This window comes from Pseudooceanicola sp. LIPI14-2-Ac024, from assembly GCF_042188925.1.
Lineage (GTDB): Bacteria > Pseudomonadota > Alphaproteobacteria > Rhodobacterales > Rhodobacteraceae > Pseudooceanicola.
The window spans coordinates 1,991,863-2,010,251 of sequence record NZ_CP170102.1; the positions used below are offsets into that span (position 1 = coordinate 1,991,863).

18 protein-coding genes are annotated in these 18,389 nt (G+C 68.6%); 6 read left to right on the forward strand and 12 right to left on the reverse strand.

Annotation, left to right across the window (positions count from 1 at the left end; all coding sequences use genetic code 11):
* Positions 1-18: 18 nt before the first annotated feature.
* The 6 genes from ACE2AC_RS09740 to ACE2AC_RS09765 are packed head-to-tail and all read right to left on the reverse strand — an operon-like array spanning position 19 to position 4,524.
* Positions 19-297, reverse strand: coding sequence for an HPr family phosphocarrier protein (locus ACE2AC_RS09740; RefSeq protein ID WP_375691897.1), 279 nt, complete (start codon positions 295-297; stop codon positions 19-21).
* A gap of 15 nt (positions 298-312) precedes the next feature.
* On the reverse strand, positions 313-708 hold the full coding sequence (locus ACE2AC_RS09745; protein ID WP_375691898.1) for a PTS sugar transporter subunit IIA: 396 nt from the start codon (positions 706-708) through the stop codon (positions 313-315).
* Positions 709-738: 30 nt separating this feature from the next.
* Positions 739-1,635 (reverse strand): RNase adapter RapZ, encoded by an 897-nt coding sequence (gene rapZ, locus ACE2AC_RS09750; RefSeq protein WP_375691899.1) that lies wholly within the window; start codon positions 1,633-1,635, stop codon positions 739-741.
* 32 nt (positions 1,636-1,667) lie between these two features.
* Positions 1,668-2,126 (reverse strand): HPr kinase/phosphorylase, encoded by a 459-nt coding sequence (locus ACE2AC_RS09755; RefSeq protein WP_375691900.1) that lies wholly within the window; start codon positions 2,124-2,126, stop codon positions 1,668-1,670.
* A gap of 3 nt (positions 2,127-2,129) precedes the next feature.
* A complete protein-coding gene (locus ACE2AC_RS09760; RefSeq protein ID WP_375691901.1) occupies positions 2,130-3,821 on the reverse strand; it encodes a sensor N-terminal transmembrane domain-containing protein in 1,692 nt (563 codons plus the stop codon).
* Between the two features lies 1 nt (position 3,822).
* Entirely contained in the window at positions 3,823-4,524 is a 702-nt protein-coding gene (locus tag ACE2AC_RS09765) for a response regulator transcription factor (RefSeq protein ID WP_375691902.1), read from the reverse strand.
* A gap of 351 nt (positions 4,525-4,875) precedes the next feature.
* Between ACE2AC_RS09765 and ACE2AC_RS09770 the strand changes: the two genes are divergently transcribed.
* Both ACE2AC_RS09770 and ACE2AC_RS09775 read left to right on the forward strand, forming a co-directional pair.
* Entirely contained in the window at positions 4,876-6,474 is a 1,599-nt protein-coding gene (locus tag ACE2AC_RS09770) for a phosphoenolpyruvate carboxykinase (protein ID WP_375691903.1), read from the forward strand.
* Positions 6,474-7,010 (forward strand): DUF3859 domain-containing protein, encoded by a 537-nt coding sequence (locus ACE2AC_RS09775; protein WP_375691904.1) that lies wholly within the window; start codon positions 6,474-6,476, stop codon positions 7,008-7,010. Before ACE2AC_RS09770 ends, ACE2AC_RS09775 begins: the two co-directional genes overlap by 1 nt.
* 232 nt (positions 7,011-7,242) lie before the next feature.
* On the opposite strand, the gene ACE2AC_RS09780 is transcribed toward ACE2AC_RS09775, so the two are convergent.
* Positions 7,243-8,007, reverse strand: coding sequence for a sulfite exporter TauE/SafE family protein (locus tag ACE2AC_RS09780; protein WP_375691905.1), 765 nt, complete (start codon positions 8,005-8,007; stop codon positions 7,243-7,245).
* Between the two features lie 148 nt (positions 8,008-8,155).
* Between ACE2AC_RS09780 and ACE2AC_RS09785 the strand changes: the two genes are divergently transcribed.
* Positions 8,156-9,844 carry an acyl-CoA dehydrogenase family protein gene (locus ACE2AC_RS09785; protein WP_375691906.1) on the forward strand — a complete coding sequence of 563 codons (1,689 nt, stop codon included), beginning with the start codon at positions 8,156-8,158 and terminating at the stop codon, positions 9,842-9,844.
* Between the two features lie 747 nt (positions 9,845-10,591).
* Positions 10,592-11,059, forward strand: a complete 468-nt coding sequence (locus ACE2AC_RS09790) for a RidA family protein (RefSeq protein WP_375691907.1) — start codon at positions 10,592-10,594, stop codon at positions 11,057-11,059.
* Between the two features lie 242 nt (positions 11,060-11,301).
* On the opposite strand, the gene ACE2AC_RS09795 is transcribed toward ACE2AC_RS09790, so the two are convergent.
* The 5 genes from ACE2AC_RS09795 to ACE2AC_RS09815 all read right to left on the reverse strand — a co-directional run bounded on the left by ACE2AC_RS09795 (position 11,302) and on the right by ACE2AC_RS09815 (position 17,109).
* A complete protein-coding gene (locus ACE2AC_RS09795) occupies positions 11,302-13,329 on the reverse strand; it encodes a M3 family metallopeptidase (protein ID WP_375691908.1) in 2,028 nt (675 codons plus the stop codon).
* Between the two features lie 24 nt (positions 13,330-13,353).
* On the reverse strand, positions 13,354-14,430 hold the full coding sequence (locus tag ACE2AC_RS09800) for a ThiF family adenylyltransferase (protein ID WP_375691909.1): 1,077 nt from the start codon (positions 14,428-14,430) through the stop codon (positions 13,354-13,356).
* A complete protein-coding gene (dut, locus tag ACE2AC_RS09805) occupies positions 14,430-14,891 on the reverse strand; it encodes a dUTP diphosphatase (protein ID WP_375692089.1) in 462 nt (153 codons plus the stop codon). Before dut ends, ACE2AC_RS09800 begins: the two co-directional genes overlap by 1 nt.
* Positions 14,892-14,957: 66 nt before the next feature.
* The gene (gene coaBC, locus ACE2AC_RS09810) at positions 14,958-16,151 is read right to left on the reverse strand and encodes a bifunctional phosphopantothenoylcysteine decarboxylase/phosphopantothenate--cysteine ligase CoaBC (protein ID WP_375691910.1); all 1,194 of its coding nucleotides are present in this window, start codon (positions 16,149-16,151) and stop codon (positions 14,958-14,960) included.
* A gap of 79 nt (positions 16,152-16,230) precedes the next feature.
* On the reverse strand, positions 16,231-17,109 hold the full coding sequence (locus ACE2AC_RS09815; protein WP_375691911.1) for an RNA polymerase factor sigma-32: 879 nt from the start codon (positions 17,107-17,109) through the stop codon (positions 16,231-16,233).
* 105 nt (positions 17,110-17,214) lie between these two features.
* Between ACE2AC_RS09815 and cobU the strand changes: the two genes are divergently transcribed.
* Positions 17,215-17,772 (forward strand): bifunctional adenosylcobinamide kinase/adenosylcobinamide-phosphate guanylyltransferase, encoded by a 558-nt coding sequence (cobU, locus tag ACE2AC_RS09820; RefSeq protein WP_375691912.1) that lies wholly within the window; start codon positions 17,215-17,217, stop codon positions 17,770-17,772.
* Positions 17,772-18,347 carry a histidine phosphatase family protein gene (locus ACE2AC_RS09825; protein ID WP_375691913.1) on the forward strand — a complete coding sequence of 192 codons (576 nt, stop codon included), beginning with the start codon at positions 17,772-17,774 and terminating at the stop codon, positions 18,345-18,347. Before cobU ends, ACE2AC_RS09825 begins: the two co-directional genes overlap by 1 nt.
* The last annotated feature ends 42 nt before the right edge of the window (positions 18,348-18,389 follow it).

The following is an 18,389-nucleotide window of genomic DNA, read 5'->3' on the forward strand; positions in this document are numbered from 1 at the left end:
CTGCGGCCGTACCAAGCCTCACATGTCTTCCCCGAACCGGTCCGCGACCAGTGCCTGCAGCGCATCCGCCAGCGCGTTCGCGTCGGGCCCCGAGGTTTCGACCTCGATAGTGCTTCCCTTGGAAGCTGCCAACATCAAAAGGCCCATGATGCTGTCGCCGGGGGCCGACTGTCCCTGGCAGGTCACTTCCGCCCGCGCGTCGAACCCCTCGACCACCTCGACCAGCTTGGCCGAGGCGCGGGCATGCAGACCCTTCTCGTTCACGATCTCCAGCTTGCGGACGATCTTCTCGCTCATGGACGCCTTGGTTCCCTATTCCACCCGACCGACATTCTGGCTGTCGATGTACTTGCGTCCGGCCTCGGTCGCAGCCCTGACGGCGTCGGGCAAGGCCATGTGGCGCGATTTCGCCAGCTTGATCAGGGCGGGCAGGTTGGCGCCATAGAGGATCCGACGGTTTTCCGGCTGGCAGGCCAGCAGCGACAGGTTCGAGGGCGAGCCGCCAAACATGTCCGTCACCAGCACCACGCCATCGCCGGTGTCGACGGAATCCGCCGCGGCACAGATCTCGCGCTGTTTTCCGGCGCGGTCGTGGTTCACCTCGATCGAGATCGAGCGCACCCCCTTCTGGGTGCCCACCACGTGCTCCATGGCAGACTGGTATTCCTGGGCCAGCCCCCCGTGAGCGACAATCACGATTCCGATCAAGACCGGATACCCTCTCTTCCCGGTAAAACCTCAGACATTGGCACCTGCCTGACGCCGCTCGAGCTCCCGGTGCCTAATTGACACCTGCCAGCCACGCTGCGCAAGGGCATTCGCCAGACGCTCTGCCATGGTCACGGACCGGTGCTGGCCACCCGTACAGCCGAAGCCGATGGCCAGGTGCGCCTTGCCCTCGGTCACGTAGGCCGGCAGCAGCATGTCACACAGATCCAGTACCTTGGCAAAGAACGCCTCGAACCGCGGATCGCCCGAAACATGGGCCTGCACCGCCGGATCGGTGCCATCGAGGGCCCGCAGTGCGCCCTCCCAATAGGGGTTGCGCAGGAACCGCGTGTCGAACATCAGGTCCAACCCGCGCGGGGCCCCGCGCTTGTACGAAAACGAATGCACCGACACCGCCAGCGACTGCCCGCGCGTGGTCGAGAACCAGCGCTCCAGCTCCGCCCGCAGGTCGTGCGGCGTCAGGTCCGAGCTGTCGATCAGCACGTCCGCCCGCGCCCGCACCGGGGTCAGCAGGTCCATCTCGCGCTCCACGCCCACTTCGGGGCTTTCGGCGGGGGCCAGCGGGTGGCGGCGGCGGGTCTCGGAAAAGCGGCGCAGCAGTACCTCGGGGCGGCAGTCGAGATACAGCACCTCGACCGCGTCCGACCAGGGCGTCCCCAGCGTGTCGATCGCCTCGATCAGCGCGCCGGTGGAAAAGTCGCGGTTGCGCACGTCGATACCAAGCGCCATCGGCCGTCCCGCCTGCCCGCCGTCCAGCAGGCGCGGCATCAGCGACAGCGGCAGGTTGTCGATCGCCTCGTAGCCCAGGTCCTCCAGGACGCGGATAGCCGTCGACCGCCCGGCGCCCGAAGGACCGGTGACAAGGACAAGGCGCGGGATCGTGGCTAGCTCTGATGTCTCTGGCATGGCGTGCTGCGGCGCGGGCCGCTCGAAGGTACTTAGGCGCTGCGGCCCTGACTCAGATACAGAAGAATCGCCGCGGGAAAATGCGGGATGTCGGCATTGTGAAGTAACGGGATCATGACTCCCAGCAAATTCGTGCTGCGCCGCGGCGGAAGCCGCTCCGTTTCCGCGACGTCGAGGTCGACGGCCAGCGCGATTTCCGTGGGTCCGGCGGGCTCGGCGTTCAGGATGCCGACATAGCGCGCCTCGATCCGGCCGCGGATCGCCGCGGGGGCCTCGGCCATCAGCGTGGCACCTACACGCCAGATCTCGACCTGGTCATCCGCCACCAGCCGCGCGCCAAGCGCCATCAGCTTCAGCGCCAGCCCCGACTTGCCCGACCCGGCCGCGCCGGTGATCAGCAGGCCGTGGCCCTGGTAGGACACGGCGGTCGCGTGGATGCGCCGTCGCCCGTCGGGATCCTGGGAATGCGTATCGTCCTCCGCGCCCGGCACCGGTCAGACCGGCAGGCCGACGACGAAGCGCGCGCCAAGCGGTTCCGAGGTGATGTCGGCATCGGTCGGGCGGATGTTCTCGGCCCAGATCACGCCGCCATGCGCCTCGACGATCTGCTTCGAGATCGCGAGCCCGAGGCCCGAGTTGTTGCCGAAATCGGTCTCGGGGCGATGCGAATAGAACCGCTTGAAGATCTTGGTCAGCGACTGGTCGGGGATGCCCGGCCCGGTGTCCTCGACCACGATCAGCACCCGGTTCTCGCGCCGCCGCGCCCAGACCCGGATCGCGTCGCCCTCTTCGCAGAACGAAATCGCGTTGGTGATCAGGTTCACGAAGACCTGCGCCAGCCGCGCCTCGAGGCCGCGCATCACGATCTGGTTCTTCGGCAGGTCGCTGATGAAGTCGATGCCCTTCTCGCCCGCCTGCTGGCCGAGGTATTCGTTCAGGTTGCCCAGCATGGTGAGCAGGTCGAATTCCTCTTCCTCCTCCTTCACCAGCTCGGAATCGAGCCGGGAGGCGTTGGAGATGTCGCTCACCAGCCGGTCCAGCCGCCGCACGTCGTGTTCGATCACGTCGAGCAGCTTGGCCCGCTGTTCGTCCTTCTTGACGAAGCGCAGCGATCCGACCGCCGACCGCAGCGAGGCGAGCGGGTTCTTGATCTCGTGCGCCACGTCCGCGGCGAACTGTTCGTTGGCGTCGATCCGGTCGTAAAGCGCCGACACCATCCCGCGCAGCGCACCCGACAGGCGCCCGATCTCGTCCGGGCGGGCGGTCAGGTCGGGGATGCGCACGCGGCTCGGCGACATCCGCTTGGGGTCGCGGTCGCGCCCGACCTCGGCCGCGGCGGCCAGGTCCGACAGCGGGTTCGCGATGGTCGAGGCCAGCACCAGGCTCAGCCCGATCGACACCAGCGTCGCGATCACGAACATCTGCAGCACGCGCTCGCGCTCGGCCCGCACCATCGCGTCGATCTCGCCCGCGCTCGACACCAGCGCCACGGTGCCGACCCGCTGGCCGTCCACCTGCACCGGTGAAGTCACCGCAAAGAACGATCCCGCCTCGCTGCGCCCGGTCCGCACCGGCACGCCGCCATCGGGATGTGCCGCCACCATCGCCTCGACCTGGTCGCGCAGCGGCTCGGGCTCGGTCACCCGGCGGCCCGAAGAGAACACGGTCGTCGCCCCGGACCAGAGCGCGTTGAGGAAATCGGTGATGATCGTCGGGGCCTGCCGCGCCTCGGTCGCCGTCGCGCCGGCAAAGCCCGACCCGGTCGCCTTGCCGGTCAGCGTGCCCTCGCCGTCAAAGAGGTAGAGCTCCACGCCCTGCCGCAAGTCCAGCCCCGCCAGCGTCCGCGCCACCGCGTCGCTGCCCGACGCCGCCTGAACCTCGAACACGTCGGCGACCAGCTCGGCCTCGCTGGCCAGCGCGCGGGCGCGCTGCTGCACCAGGCTGTCGCGCGAGGCGTTGAGGTACAGGATCCCCGCCACCAGCACGTTCAGCGCGATCAGGTTGAAGACGATGATCTTCCGCGTCAGCGGCGATTGCTTGAGGGAAAACACCCCCCGGCGTTCCCGCCGGGCGCGCTGCTCGTCCTCCAGGACGGCGTGCGGCGCAACGAAATCGTCTCCGAGAACGACGTCAGCCGTCTTCTCGGACCGCTCGTCCGCCAGGTTGATGCCCTCGACGAGCGCCATGTCACTCTTCGTTGTAGCGGTAGCCGATTCCGTAGAGCGTCTCGATCGCGGAGAAATCCGAATCGACGCTCCGCATCTTCTTGCGCAGACGCTTGATGTGGCTGTCGATGGTGCGGTCGTCGACATAGACCTGGTCGTCGTAGGCCACGTCCATCAGCTGGTCGCGGCTCTTGACGAAACCGGGCCGCTGGGCCAGCGCCTGCAGCAGCAGGAACTCGGTCACGGTCAGCGACACGTCCTGCCCCTTCCACGACACCGAATGCCGCAGCGGGTCCATCCGCAGCTCGCCCCGCTCCATCACCTTGGTGTCCTCGGTGTCGCCCACGACCTCGCCGGCGACCGCGTCCTGGCGGCGCAGCAGCGCGCGGATGCGTTCAACCAGAAGTCGTTGACTGAAGGGCTTTTTCACGTAGTCGTCCGCGCCCATGCGCAGGCCGAGCACCTCGTCGATCTCGTCATCCTTGGAGGTGAGGAAGATCACGGGCATCGACGTCTTCTGCCGCAGGCGCTGCAGCAGGTCCATGCCGTCCATCCGGGGCATCTTGATGTCGAGGACAGCCATGTCGGGCAGCTTCTTGTTGAACGCGTCGAGCGCGGCCTGTCCGTCGTTGTAGGTCTCGACGTCGAAGCCTTCGGCCTCAAGCGTCATTGCAACCGATGTCAGGATATTCCTGTCATCGTCCACAAGGGCGATCTTCGACATTTCCGTTATCCTTCGTACCACTCAGCACAAATTTTTTGTATGTTTTTTGGGACTATCCGCACAATCGGCAACGCCAATCAATCCCCAAACGCGAATCGGACGAACCGTGCCGACCGAAATGTGGCGAAAATGTCTTAGGACGGCCTTAATCTTCTCGCCGCAGCGCAGAGAGCAGGCAGGTGTTTGCGATAAACCCCGCTTGGTTGCGCTAACTGCGCCAAACCGTCCTGTTCCCTCACCGACGCGGCATGTTAAGAGCCGCCCATGCCGAGGTGGCGCTGCCCTTGCGCGTCGCCGCTCCGGCCGGACAAAGGACTGCCGCACAGGCGCGGCCATGAGGAGCATTGGAATATGGCATTTGGACGGGTGAACCCGAAGTTCCGCCTCGAGGATCAGGGGATCGAAGGGTTCGGAGATGTCTATTACAACCTCAGGGAGCCCGCGCTGGTCGAGGCCGCTCTGAAGAACGGCGAAGGCACCCTGGGCCAGGGCGGCGCCCTGCTGGTCACCACCGGCAAGTTCACCGGCCGCTCGCCCAAGGACAAGCACGTCGTCAAGACGCCCTCTGTCGCCGAGAAGATCTGGTGGGACAACAACGCCGCCATGTCGCCCGAGGGCTTCGATACCCTCTATGCCGACATGCTCGCCCACATGAAGGGCCGCACCTATTACGTGCAGGACCTCATCGGCGGCGCCGACCCGGCCCACGCGATCAACGTGCGCGTGGTGTCGGAACTCGCCTGGCACAACCTCTTCATCCGCCACCTGCTGCGCCGCCCCGAGCTGAGCGCGCTCGACGACTACGTCGCCGACTTCACCATCATCAACTGCCCCAGCTTCAAGGCCGACCCGGCCAAGCATGACTGCCGCACCGACACGGTGATCGCGCTGAACTTCGACAAGAAGCTCATCCTGATCGGCGGCACCGAATACGCGGGCGAAAACAAGAAGTCGGTGTTCACCCTGCTGAACTACCTGCTGCCGGAAAAGGGCATCATGCCGATGCACTGCTCCGCCAACCACGCCGAGGGCAACCCGGTCGACACCGCCGTCTTCTTCGGCCTGTCGGGCACCGGCAAGACGACCCTGTCGGCCGACCCGAACCGCACGCTGATCGGCGATGACGAACACGGCTGGTCCGACCGCGGCACCTTCAACTTCGAAGGCGGCTGTTACGCCAAGACGATCAACCTGAGCGCCGAGGCCGAGCCCGAGATCTTCGCGACCACGACCAAGTTCGGCACCGTGATCGAGAACATGGTCTTCGATCCCGAAACCTTCGACCTCGACTTCGACGACGACAGCCTGACCGCCAACATGCGCTGCGCCTACCCGCTGGAGTACATCTCCAACGCCAGCGACACCGCGCTCGGTGGCCACCCCAAGAACGTCATCATGCTGACCTGCGACGCCTTCGGGGTCCTGCCCCCGATCGCCCGGCTGACCCCGGCGCAGGCGATGTACCACTTCCTGTCGGGCTTCACCTCCAAGGTGGCCGGGACCGAGCGCGGCGTGACCGAGCCCGAGCCCACGTTCTCCACCTGCTTCGGCGCGCCCTTCATGCCGCGCCGTCCCGAGGTCTACGGCAACCTGCTGCGCGAAAAGATCGCCAAGCACGGCGCGACCTGCTGGCTGGTCAACACCGGCTGGACCGGCGGCGCCTACGGCACCGGCTCGCGGATGCCGATCCGCGCGACCCGCGCCCTGCTGACCGCCGCGCTCGACGGCTCGCTCAACGATGCTGAGTTCCGCAAGGACCCGAACTTCGGCTTCGACGTGCCGGTCGCCGTGCCGGGCGTGGCCGAGGTCCTGCTCGACCCGCGCCGCACCTGGGAAGACCCCGCCGCCTACGACGCGCAGGCACAGAAGCTTGTGGGCATGTTCGCCAACAACTTCGAACAGTACGTGCCCTACATCGACGACGACGTGAAAGCGGCTGCCATCGGCTGATGCGCGCCCTCGCGATTCTGACCCTGATCGTTGCCGGCCCTGCCCTCGCGCAGGCCGGCAACAACTTTGTCCGGCCCCCCGTGGTGCTCGAGGAATTCGGTGTCTTCTGCCCCGATGAACCCTCCGGCCAGATGGAGGCGCCCGACACCGAACGCGGGGTGATCGACCTGATCTCGGGCGACCCGCGCGTCGATTTCCACACCGACATCGTGCCAGGAGAGCTGGGCCTCGGCTTCGGCCTGCGCTTCCGCCTGGCCGAGGGCGAGCTGCCGGTGATCGGCCGCGTCGTCATTACCCACCCGCCCTTCGGCGCCAACGGCGTGACTCGCGAAAGCTACGAGATCACGATCGACAGCTTCGCCACCTCGATGACCCAGTTCGACTTCGACGACGACTACGAGATCCAGCACGGCACCTGGACCATGGGCATCGAGATCGGCGGAGAGATCCTGCTGCAGCAGAGCTTCACCGTCGTCCCCGAGGGCACCACCCCGGTCAGCACGAAACTCTGCGACGGCCCGCCCCTGATGAGCTGACGGCATCACGCCCGTCGCCGCCCGGATGCATCCGCCCCCCACCGACCGCACGCCTCACGCGCCTCAAACGTTCCCGATTGCCGACCTTGGCCCGCGTGCCCGCACGCCATCACGGCCCGACCGCGCCGCCCGGCACCGCGCCTCATGAGTCCCGCCCCGTAGGGTGCGTGCTCGCACGCACCAAGCCCACGCACCACCGGCACCACGCCCACGCGCCCCCCTCGGGCCCGCCCTACATCACCGCCCGGCGCACCAGGTTCATCCCCGCCACCAGCAACACCACCAGCGTCACCTTCCGGAACGTCGCCTGGTCCACCCGGTCCTGGACCTTCAACCCGACCGCCATGCCGATCCCCGCCGGGATCAGCAGCGCCGCCGAAAACGGCGCCGTCTCGCGCGAGAACACGCCCGAGGCGATATGCGCCCCGACAAGCGCCGCCGCCCCGAGCCCGTAGATCACGCCCTGGATCCGCATCTGCTCCTTCTTCGGGGTGTCGAGCGCGGTGAGGTAGGCCACCGTCGGCGGCCCCCACACCCCCGAGAACCCGCCGATGAACCCGGCAAAGCCGCCGATCGCCGCCTCGACCTTGAGCGAGGCCGAGGGCAGCACCAGCGCCTTGCCCATCAGCTGGGTCACCGCGAAGAGCGTGATCGGCACGCCGATCAGCGCCAGCATCAGCCGCTCGGGCATCACCCGCACCAGCTGGGCCGAGACGACCAGCGCCACGAAGCCGATGATCAGGAACACCCGGAACCGCACCATGCTTTCCCAGGCGGCCCGCGGCCCCTGCCGCAGCGCCTGCCAGCCGTTGGTCGCCAGCGTCGGCAGGATCAGCCCCGCCAGCGCTAGCTCGGGCCCCACGATCGAGCCCAGCCCCGACACCAGGATCATCGGCATGGCAAAGCCCACCATGCCCTTGATGATGCCTGCGAACACGGCAACGGCGAGGCAGAGGGCAAAGACCTCCGGCGACATGAGCGAGAAGATGCTGTCCATCCCCTGCCTCTAGCCTGCGCAAATGCCCACCGCCACTGGAAAATCCGCCGCGCAAGAATAGAACCCGCGGCGCCCGGTCGCGGGTCTTTTTGTTGCGCTGCACCTGCGAAAGGACTATCCGGGGTCGAACAGAGAAAGGGTATGATTCATGGCGCATGACGGACAGGACGTGACGGCAAACGGGGCGGTGATCCTCCCCGATCTTCTGGCGCTGACCAAGGCGGCGCTGGCGCCGGCCGAAACCATCCTCGACCGGGTCATTTCCCTGCAGAAGGAAACGCTGGGCGACGGCTCCCGCGTCTCCGCCAAGGCGGTCGAGGCGAACCAGACCGCAACCCACGGCCTGGCCTGGCTGGCGACCTACGTCGAATCCCTGCGCCAGATGCAGAAATGGGCCGAACGGATGCAGGCCGAGGGCAAGTTCGGCGAACTCGAACAGCTCCTGCACCAGATCGCCTACGGCGAATACCTCGCCCAGATGGCCGGCGGCATCCAGATGTCCCAGAACGAGATCGTGCGCCTGACCGACCTCGGCCTTGCCCCCGCCGACATGGGCCCGCTCTCGGAAACCGCCGTCACCACCCTGATCCACGGCGGCAACACCCAGGCCGCCCGCGCCCGCCTGACCGCGCTGATGGTCGACCAGCAGGGCGCCACCATGTTCGGCGCCTCCGGCCTCGACGAAGAGCTCGAGATGATCCGCGACCAGTTCCGCCGCTACGCGGTCGACAAGGTCGAACCCAATGCCCACGAATGGCACCTCAAGGACCAGCTGATCCCGATGGAGATCATCGAGGAGCTGTCCGAGATGGGCGTCTTCGGCCTGACCATCCCGGAAAACCTCGGCGGCTTCGGCCTGTCCAAGGCCTCCATGGTCGTGGTGTCCGAGGAACTGTCGCGCGCCTACATCGGCGTCGGCTCCCTCGCCACCCGGTCCGAGATCGCGGCCGAGCTGATCCTCTGCGGCGGCACCGACGAACAGAAAAGCCACTGGCTGCCCAAGATCGCCTCCGGTGAAATCCTGCCCACCGCGGTCTTCACCGAGCCCAACACCGGCTCCGACCTCGCCTCGCTCCGCACCCGCGCGGTCAAGGGCGACGATGGCGACTACCGCATCACCGGCAACAAGACCTGGATCACCCACGCCGCCCGGACCCACGTGATGACCGTGCTGGCGCGGACCGACCCGGCCTCGACCGACCACAAGGGCCTGTCGATGTTCCTGGCCGAGAAGACCCCCGGCACCGACGAGGAACCCTTCCCGACCGAAGGCATGACCGGCGGCGAGATCGAGGTGCTGGGCTACCGCGGCATGAAGGAATACGAGCTCGGCTTCGACAACTTCCACGTCAAGGGCGAGAACCTCTTGGGCGGCGAAGAGGGTCAGGGCTTCAAGCAGCTGATGCAGACCTTTGAATCGGCCCGCATCCAGACCGCCGCCCGCGCCATCGGCGTGGCACAGTCCGCGCTCGACGTCGGCATGCAATACGCGCTCGACCGAAAGGCCTTCGGCCAGGCGATCGTCAACTTCCCGCGCGTCGCCGGCAAACTCGCCATGATGGCGGTCGAGATCATGATCGCGCGCCAGCTCACCTATTTCTCGGCCTACGAGAAGGACCACGACCGCCGCTGCGACCTCGAGGCCGGGATGGCCAAGCTCCTCGGCGCCCGCGTCGCCTGGGCCTGCGCCGACAACGCGCTCCAGATCCACGGCGGCAACGGCTTCGCGCTGGAATACACCATCAGCCGCATCCTCTGCGACGCCCGGATCCTGAACATCTTCGAAGGCGCCGCCGAGATCCAGGCCCAGGTCATCGCCCGGCGCCTCCTGTCCTGACCGGGGTGCGTGGCAACCACGCACCCTACGGCCCCATCCACCCGTAGGGTGCGTGCTCGCACGCACCGTCCCGCCACACCGCCCGACGCCTCCTGTCCCGACCGGGGTGCGTGGCAACCACGCACCCTACCGGCAAGACCCCCTGCGCCCGCGGCTGCGTGCCCAAACGCACCGCCCTGCCACATCGCCCCGCGCTTCCGGTCCCGACCGCGGTGCGTGGCAACCACGCACCCTACCGCAACGCCCCCCTGCGCCCGCGGGCTACGTGCCCGAACGCACCGCCCTGCCACATCGCCCGACGTCTCCTGTCCCGCCCGGGGTGCGTGGCAACCACGCACCCTACCGCAACGCCCCCCTGCGCCCGCGGGCTACGTGCCCGAACGCACCGCCCTGCCACATCGCCCGACGTCTCCTGTCCCCACCGCGGTGCGTGGAAACCACGCACCCTACCGGCACGACCCCCTGCGCCCGCGTCCGTGTGCCCGCACGCACCGCCCCGCCACATGGCCCGGCGCTTCCTCTCCCGACCGTGGTGCGTGGAAACCACGCACCCTACGGCCGCATCCACCCGTAGGGTGCGTGCTCGCACGCACCGCTCCGTCCCGGCGCCGGTCAACGACGGCCGCGCACCCCCCGGTCCGCTGAAGCGCGAGGTCCCACCCCACCTCCCACCCGTCCACCCCTCCCGCCCTTGCGCCCGCCGCCCGCATCGCGTTCCCTTCGACCGACCCACCGAAAGGACCGCCCATGCCCGCGCCGACCCGCGTCATCCCGCCCGCCCTGCAATCGACCTACGACAACTGGCACTTCGCCCCGGCGGTGATCTCGGACGGGCATATCTTCTGCTCGGGCATCATCGGAACCAGCCCCGACGGCGAACGCCCCGCCGCCTCCGGCCTCGCGGGGGCCGAGGCCACCGCCACCTCCGACACCGGGATCGCCGCGCTGCAGGCCGTCCGCGACCCCGAGGCACAGTTCGACACCGCCTTCGAGGCGCTCGCCGCGATCCTCGCCCACGCGGGGGCGTCACTTTCGGATGTCGTGGAGCTGACGACCTACCACGTCGACATGGCGGCCCACATGGCGGCCTTCACCCGGTCCAAGGACCGCTACATCGCCGCCCCCTACCCGGCCTGGACCGCCATCGGCGTGGCCGAGCTGCTGGTCCCCGGCGGGTTGATGGAGCTCCGCGCCGTGGCACGGGTGCCGTCATAAGACGCCCCCAGGCCGTGTCCCCGTAGGGTGCGTGCTCGCACGCACCGCCACGCCCACCACCCCCACCAAACACCCGCCACACACCGCACGCCCGGTTAACCCCGGCCGACACCGCCCGATCCACCGACGCAATACCGACGTGATACCGACGCGATACCGACGTGCCAGCCCCGCCCCGAACCCCCTTGTTCACAAGGCCCGGCACGGCGCGGCGACGCTCAACCGCGCCGCGCCGTTAACCATCAGGCAACCTTGTCGAGACCCCGCCCCTTGAGCAGCGCCTCCACCCCGGGCATCCGGCCGCGGAATTTCTTGTAGAGCACGTCGGCCTCTTCCGACCCGCCCTTCGACAGGATGAACTCCTCCAGCTTGCCCGCGACCTCCGGGTCGAAGGCGCTGCCCGCCTCCTCGAAGGCTTCGAAGGCGTCGGCGTCCATCACCTCGGACCACATGTAGCTGTAATAGCCCGAGGAATAGCCGTCGCCCGAGAAGACATGCGCGAAATGCGGCGTCCCGTGGCGCATGATGATGGCCTTCGGCATCCCCAGCCCCTCGAGGATCTCCGCCTGCCGCGCCATCGGATCGGCTGGCGGCGCGCCGTCGTGGAACTCAAGATCGACCAGCGCGGACGAGACGTATTCCACCGTCTGGAACCCCTGGTCGAAGTTGGCAGCTGTCAACACCTTCTCCAGCATCGCCCGCGGCATCGGCTCGCCGGTCTCGGCATGGGTGGCAAAGGTCTCGAGCACCTCGGGCACTTCCAGCCAGTGCTCGTAGAGCTGGCTCGGCAGTTCCACGAAATCCCGCGCCACGCTGGTGCCCGACACGGTCTCATAGGTCACGTCCGACAGCATCTGGTGCAGCGCATGGCCGAACTCGTGGAACAGCGTTCGCGCGTCGTCATAGGACAGCAGCGCCACCTGCCCCTTCGGCGGCTTGGCAAAGTTGCAGACGTTGATCACGATCGGCACCTGCACCTCGGGCCGCCTGGCCTGCTGCTGCATCGCCGAACACCACGCGCCCGACCGTTTCGAGCCGCGCGCAAAGTAGTCGCCGATGAAGAGCGCCACGGTCTCGCCGTCGCGCGTCACCTCCCAGGCCCGGCAATCGGGGTGGTAGAGCGGCACGTCCAGGGGCGTGAACGCCAGTCCGAACAGCCGACTGGCACAGTCGAACGCGGCCTCGACCATGCGGTCGAGCTGCAGGTACGGCTTCAGCGCCGCCTCATCGAGGTCATGCTCCGCCTTGCGCCGCTTCTCCGCGTAATAGCGCCAGTCCCAGGGCTCCAGCGCCCCGTTCACGCCGTCGGCGTGCATCATCTCTTCCAGCACCGCCTGATCGGCCAGCGCCTGCGCCCTGGCCGGCTGCCAGACCGCCAGCAGCAGCTCGCGCACCTTGCCCGGCTCATGCGCCATCTCGGTTTCCAGCTTGTATTCGGCAAAGTTGGCATAGCCGAGCAGCTTGGCCCGCTCGTCCCGCAACGCCAGGATCTCGCGGGCGATCTCGCGGTTGTCCGTCGCCCCGCCATTGGCCCCGCGCGCCGCCCAGGCGGCAAAGGCCTTTTCGCGCAGGTCCCGGCGCGGCGAGAACTGCAGGAACGGCGTGATCAGCGACCGCGACAGGGTCACCGCCGGGCCGTCCACGCCCTTCTCCTCGCCCGCCGCCCGCGCGGCATCCACGACAAAGCCCGGCAGCCCCTCGAGGTCGGCCTCGGTCAGCTCCATGAACCAGTCACGCTCATCCGCCAGCAGGTTCTGCGTGAACGAGGTCCCGAGCGTCGCGAGCCGCCCCTTGATCGCCTTCATCCGGTCCGCCTCGGCCCCGTCCAGCGCCGCGCCCGAGCGGACGAAGCCGCGGTGGCTCAGGAACAGGATCCGCGCCTGGTCGGCATCCAGCCCCAGCGTGTCCTTGCGCGCCCAGAGGTCGGCAATCCGTTGAAACAGCTGCTTGTTCGCGGAAATCTCGGCGGAATGCGCGGCCAGCTTGGGCGAGAACTCGCGCTGCAGCTCCTCACGCTTCGGGTTGCTGTCCGCCCCCGCCACGGTGAAGAACACCGACAGGACCTTGTCCAGCGCCTTGCCGCTGAACTCCAGCGCCTCGACGGTGTTGGCAAAGGTCGGCGGCTCGGGGTTGGCGGCGATCGCGTCCACCTCGGCCTTGTGCTCGGCCAGCGCGATCTCAAGCGCCGGGGCAAAGTCCGCGTCGGACACCTGGTCGAAGGGGGCCAGCCCGTGCGGGCCATTCCAGTCGGACAGAAGCGGGTTGGTCATGGGGCATCTCCTTTGCCCCGAACCCTAGGCCCGCGCCGCGCCGCTTTCCAGCCCGCAGACGGGGCAATCATCGCGCCGTTTCAACACAATCTTGCGCGTCTCGCCCCAGAGCGCGTCATAGATCAGCAACTCGCCCCTGAGCGCCGCACCCGCGCCGGTGATCACCTTCACCGCCTCGACCGCCATCATCGATCCGACCACCCCCGGCAGCGGCCCCAGCACCCCCGCCTCGGCACAAGAGGGCGCCAGCCCCGGCGCGGGCGCCTCGGGGAAAATGCACTGGTAGCAGGGCGTGCCACGGGCGGGATCGAACACGCTGATCTGCCCTTCCCACTGCGACAGGGCGCCGGAAATCAGCGGCTTGCCCAGCCCGGCCGCCACCCGGTTGGCAAGGTAGCGGGTGTCGAACCCGTCCGTCCCGTCAAGGATCACGTCGTAGTCCGCGAAGAGATCGCCCGCGATCTCTTCGGTCAGGCGCCGGTTGTAGGGTCGCACGGCGACATGCGGGTTCAGCGCGTTCAGCGTCGCCTCGGCGGAAAACACCTTGGCCGTCCCGATCGCCGCGTCGCGATGGATCACCTGCCGCTGCAGGTTGCTCTGGTCGACCACGTCGTCGTCGATCACCCCGATGGTGCCCACCCCCGCCGCGCCGAGGTAAAGCAGCGCGGGCGAGCCCAGCCCGCCGGCCCCGATCACCAGCACCTTGGCGTCCTTCAGCTTCCGCTGTCCCGGGCCGCCCAGTTCGCGCAGCATGATGTGGCGCGAATAGCGTTCCAGCTCCGCATCCGAAAACGGGCCCGCCGGGGCGGCCTCGGCCGCCTCCGCCGCCGCCTCGGCCCCGCGTGCCACCGCCCGGTCGCGCAGCCGCGCAATCACGAGGCCGTAGACCAGAACCACCGCCACCACGCCGAGGAGCATCGCCCAGGCCTGCGGCCCGCCGCCGGTCATCTCGCGGAACGGATGCCCCTCGGGCAGGACCAGCTGCGCCAGCGCGACAAAGGCCACCAGCACCCCCAGCACCGCCAGCCGGGGGCCCCGGCCCACCCCCATCCAGCGCCCGCCCCACCAGAGCGCCGCCGCCAGGAGGAGGACCGTCAGCATCAGCCCCGCCCGGTCGAGCCGAAGCCGCCCGCGCCCCGGGCAGTGTCGTCCAGCGCATGGGCCTCGGCGAAGCGTCCGACCGTCACCGGCGCCACCACCAGCTGCGCGATCCGCTCACCATGGGCGACGTGGAACGGCTCGTCCCCGAGGTTCACGAGGATCACCCCCACCGGCCCGCGATAATCGCTGTCGATGGTCCCGGGCGTGTTCACCAGCGTCACCCCATGTTTCAGCGCCAGCCCCGAGCGCGGCCGCACCTGCACCTCGTAACCTTCCGGGATCGCCATCGAGATCCCCGTCGGCACCAGCGCCCGCGCCCCCGGCGCCAGCACGATCCCGTCGCGCGCGCCTTCGGCGAAGTTCGCCCGCACATCGGCCCCCGCGGCCCCCGCCGTCGCATAGGACGGCAGCGCCACCGCCGCGTCGAACCCTTCAAGCCGCATCACCGAGATCTCGACCACGCCCACATCCTTCACCTTGCCCAAAAATACTCTCGCCGAACGCGAAACGACCGCCGCAGGCGGCCGTCAGCCAAGCGCCTCGGCCACCTTCCGCGCCAGCCGCTCGGCCACCGCATCCTTGCCCATGCGCGGCCAGTCCTCGGCCCCCGCCCCGGTGATCAGCACCACCGCATTCTCGCGGCCGCCCATGATCCCGGTCTCGGGCCGCACGTCGTTGGCCACGATCCAGTCGCAGCCCTTGCGCGCCCGCTTGGCGGTGGCATGCGCGACCACATCGTCGGTCTCGGCGGCAAAGCCCACGACCAGCCGGGGCCGGCCCTCCTTCATCTGGCTCACGGTGGCCAGGATGTCGGGATTCTCGTCGAACTCCATCACCGGCAGCTGGCCCTTGTCCTTCTTGATCTTTGACGCCGAGGCGCTCCTGACCCGCCAGTCCGCCACGGCGGCCGCAAAGATCGCCGCATCCGCCGGCAGCGCCGCCTCGACCGCGTCCTTCATCTCGCGCGCCGTCTCGACCTTCACGACCTCGACCCCTTCGGGCGGGGCCACGCTGGCCGGGCCGGTCACGAACACCACCTGCGCCCCGAGCGCCGCCAGCGCCCGCGCGATCGCGGTCCCCTGCGCGCCCGACGAGCGGTTGGCGATGTAGCGCACCGGGTCGATCGGCTCGTGCGTCGGACCCGAGGTCACGACGATCCGCTTGCCCGCCAGCGGCCCGGCGGTGAAATGCCGCTCGATGGCCGCGACGATCTCCAGCGGCTCCGACATCCGGCCCGGGCCGTACTCGCCACAGGCCATGTCGCCGTCGTTCGGCCCGACAAGGGCGATCCCGTCGCCCCGCAATGTCTCGATGTTCCGCTGGGTGGCCGGGTGGGTCCACATCCGCACGTTCATCGCCGGCGCGATCAGCACCGGCGTGTCCGTCGCCAGCAGGAGGGTCGAGGCCAGGTCATCCGCCCGCCCCGTCGCCATCCGCGCCATCAGGTCGGCGGTCGCCGGGGCCACCACGATCAGGTCGGCCGAGCGCGACAGCTGGATATGCCCCATCTCGGCCTCGGTCGTCAGGTCGAACAGCTGGTCGTGCACCCGTTCGCCTGCCACCGCGGCGATGGTCAGCGGCGTCACGAACTGCTCGGCCGCGCGGGTCATCACCGGGGTGACATGGGCGCCACGCTCGCGCAGGCGCCGGATCAGGTCCGGCGTCTTGAAGGCGGCGATCCCGCCGCCGATGATCAGCAATATCCGCTTGTTCGCCAGCATCTTGTCGTCCCCGCTGTCACGCGGGGACACTAGGCGAGCGGCGCGGGCGGGGCAAGCACGCGCCGCGCGCGTCCCGGCCTCAGTGCAGCAGCGCCTCGGCCTCGCCGCCGGTGGCCTCCAGCCGACGGCGCATCTTCTTGAACGCCGCCGCCTCGAGCTGGCGCACCCGCTCCTTCGACAGGCCCAGCTGGTCGCCCAGGCTCTCCAGCGTGCGCGGATCGTCGCGCAGCTTGCGCTCGCGCACGATCAGCCGCTCGCGCTCGTTCAGCACCGCCATCGCCTCGAGCAGCCATTCGCGCAGCGCGCGGCGGTCATGGTCCTCTCCGACCAGTTCCTCGGCCTGCGCGCTGTCGTCCTCCAGCGCCTCGATCCACTCGCGGCCCTCCTCGTCCACCGACTGCGTCGCGTTGAGCGAGAAGTCGGTGCCCGACAGCCGGCCCTCCATCATCTCGACGTCGCGCAGCGGCACGCCAACCTCGGTCGCGATCAGCTGGCGCAGCTGGTGGCCGTCCAGCGTTTCTCCGCGGCCCAGCGCCTCGCGCTCCAGCCGCGCCTGCACCCGGCGCATGTTGAAGAACAGCGACTTCTGCGACGAGGTCGAACCGGTGCGCACCATCGACCAGTTGCGCATCACGTAGTCCTGGATCGATGCCTTGATCCACCACACGGCGTAAGTCGAGAACCGCACGCCGCGGTCCGGGTCGAACTTGTCGGCGGCCTTCATCAGGCCCAGCCCGGCCTCCTGGATCAGGTCGTTCATCGGCGCGCCGTAGCGGCGGTACTTCGACGCCATCGAGATCGCCAACCGCATGTAGGCCGTGACCAGCCGGTGCAGCGCGGCCTCGTTGCGCTCGTCGCGCCAAGCGAAGGCCAGCGCCAGCTCGGTCTCGGCATCGAGCAGCTCGGCTTTCATCGCGCGGCGCGACAGTGAAGACTCGGATGTGTGGTCGAGTGGCATGCGAACTCCCCGGTCTGTTGATCCGCGGCGGCGGCCCCCGGGCCGGCGGGCGGAGAGGACGCTTGCATTGCGTCCCTGTTCCATTCTCTGACACAAGCACTACGCATGAGAACCCGTTTGGGTTCACGGTTGGGTGTGAAAAAAATGAAGAGCGACTTGACTTTGGTGCTTGGCGGCGCAGCTTCCGGTAAGTCTGCCTGGGCCGAGAATTTCGTCGAAACCAGTGGTTTGCCAAAGGTTTACGTAGCGACAGCCCAGGCCTTCGACAACGAGATGTCGGCCAAGATCCAGGCTCACAGAACCATGCGGGGCCGGGGCTGGGACACGCGCGAGAATCCGCTCAGCCCCGGGGACGCGCTGGACGGTCTGCCCAGCGATCGGGCGGTTCTGATCGACTGCGCCACGATGTGGCTGACCAACCTCATGCTGGGCGAGTCGGACATCGACGCCGCAACCGACGCGTTCCTCGCCGCCCTCGACGCCTGCCCGGCCCGGATCGTCGTGGTCAGCAACGAGGTCGGACAGGGCATCGTGCCCGACAACGCCCTCGCCCGCCGCTTCCGCGAGGCGCAGGGCCGGCTCAACATCCGCCTCGCCGCCCGCGCCGACCGGGTTGTCCAGGTCGTCGCCGGCCTGCCCAACGTCTTGAAAGGACAGATCTGATGCGCTTTCACTGGGTGCGCCACGGCCCGACCCACGCCACGGGCATGGTGGGCTGGTCCGACCTTCCGGCCGATCTCTCCGACACCGCGCTGCTCGCCCGCCTCTCGGCCCACCTGCCCGCCGACGCGCTGGTGATCTCCTCCGACCTCTCCCGCGCCGCCGCCACCGCCGACGCGATCTGCGGCGCGCGCGACCGCCTGCCCCACGACCCCGACCTGCGCGAGATGGCCTTCGGCGACTGGGAGCTGAAGACCTCGGCCCAGATCATGGAAACCCACCCCGACCTCTCCCGCGCCTTCTGGACCGATCCCGGCACCACCTGCCCGCCCGGCGGCGAAAGCTGGGACGACCTGACCGCCCGCACCAGCGCCGCCGTCGCCCGGCTGATGGCCGCGCACCCCGGCCGTGACGTGATCGCGGTGGCCCATATCGGCGTGATCCTCGCGCAGGTCGGCGCCGCCACCGGCCGCCCGGGCAAGGACGTCATCGGGCAGAAGATCGACAACCTCTCGGTCACGGAACTCGCCTGGGACGGCCGCGCCTGGAGCCTCGGCGCGATCAATCACCTGCCGTGATGGGGCGTCGCAAGATTATTCGTTTCCGGAATGGCCGCACCG

What these genes read in the sequence shown, in the direction of transcription:
- ACE2AC_RS09770 (WP_375691903.1), top strand. Translation starts at nt 4,876, where the DNA reads ATGGCATTTGGACGGGTGAACCCGAAGTTCCGCCTCGAGGATCAGGGG.
- ACE2AC_RS09760 (WP_375691901.1), bottom strand. Translation starts at nt 3,821, where the DNA reads ATGGCGCTCGTCGAGGGCATCAACCTGGCGGACGAGCGGTCCGAGAAG.
- ACE2AC_RS09780 (WP_375691905.1), bottom strand. Translation starts at nt 8,007, where the DNA reads ATGGACAGCATCTTCTCGCTCATGTCGCCGGAGGTCTTTGCCCTCTGC.
- cobU (WP_375691912.1), top strand. Translation starts at nt 17,215, where the DNA reads ATGAGAACCCGTTTGGGTTCACGGTTGGGTGTGAAAAAAATGAAGAGC.
- ACE2AC_RS09775 (WP_375691904.1), top strand. Translation starts at nt 6,474, where the DNA reads ATGCGCGCCCTCGCGATTCTGACCCTGATCGTTGCCGGCCCTGCCCTC.
- coaBC (WP_375691910.1), bottom strand. Translation starts at nt 16,151, where the DNA reads ATGCTGGCGAACAAGCGGATATTGCTGATCATCGGCGGCGGGATCGCC.
- ACE2AC_RS09765 (WP_375691902.1), bottom strand. Translation starts at nt 4,524, where the DNA reads ATGTCGAAGATCGCCCTTGTGGACGATGACAGGAATATCCTGACATCG.
- ACE2AC_RS09800 (WP_375691909.1), bottom strand. Translation starts at nt 14,430, where the DNA reads ATGCTGACGGTCCTCCTCCTGGCGGCGGCGCTCTGGTGGGGCGGGCGC.
- ACE2AC_RS09785 (WP_375691906.1), top strand. Translation starts at nt 8,156, where the DNA reads ATGGCGCATGACGGACAGGACGTGACGGCAAACGGGGCGGTGATCCTC.
- ACE2AC_RS09825 (WP_375691913.1), top strand. Translation starts at nt 17,772, where the DNA reads ATGCGCTTTCACTGGGTGCGCCACGGCCCGACCCACGCCACGGGCATG.
- ACE2AC_RS09740 (WP_375691897.1), bottom strand. Translation starts at nt 297, where the DNA reads ATGAGCGAGAAGATCGTCCGCAAGCTGGAGATCGTGAACGAGAAGGGT.
- rapZ (WP_375691899.1), bottom strand. Translation starts at nt 1,635, where the DNA reads ATGCCAGAGACATCAGAGCTAGCCACGATCCCGCGCCTTGTCCTTGTC.
- ACE2AC_RS09795 (WP_375691908.1), bottom strand. Translation starts at nt 13,329, where the DNA reads ATGACCAACCCGCTTCTGTCCGACTGGAATGGCCCGCACGGGCTGGCC.
- ACE2AC_RS09815 (WP_375691911.1), bottom strand. Translation starts at nt 17,109, where the DNA reads ATGCCACTCGACCACACATCCGAGTCTTCACTGTCGCGCCGCGCGATG.
- ACE2AC_RS09790 (WP_375691907.1), top strand. Translation starts at nt 10,592, where the DNA reads ATGCCCGCGCCGACCCGCGTCATCCCGCCCGCCCTGCAATCGACCTAC.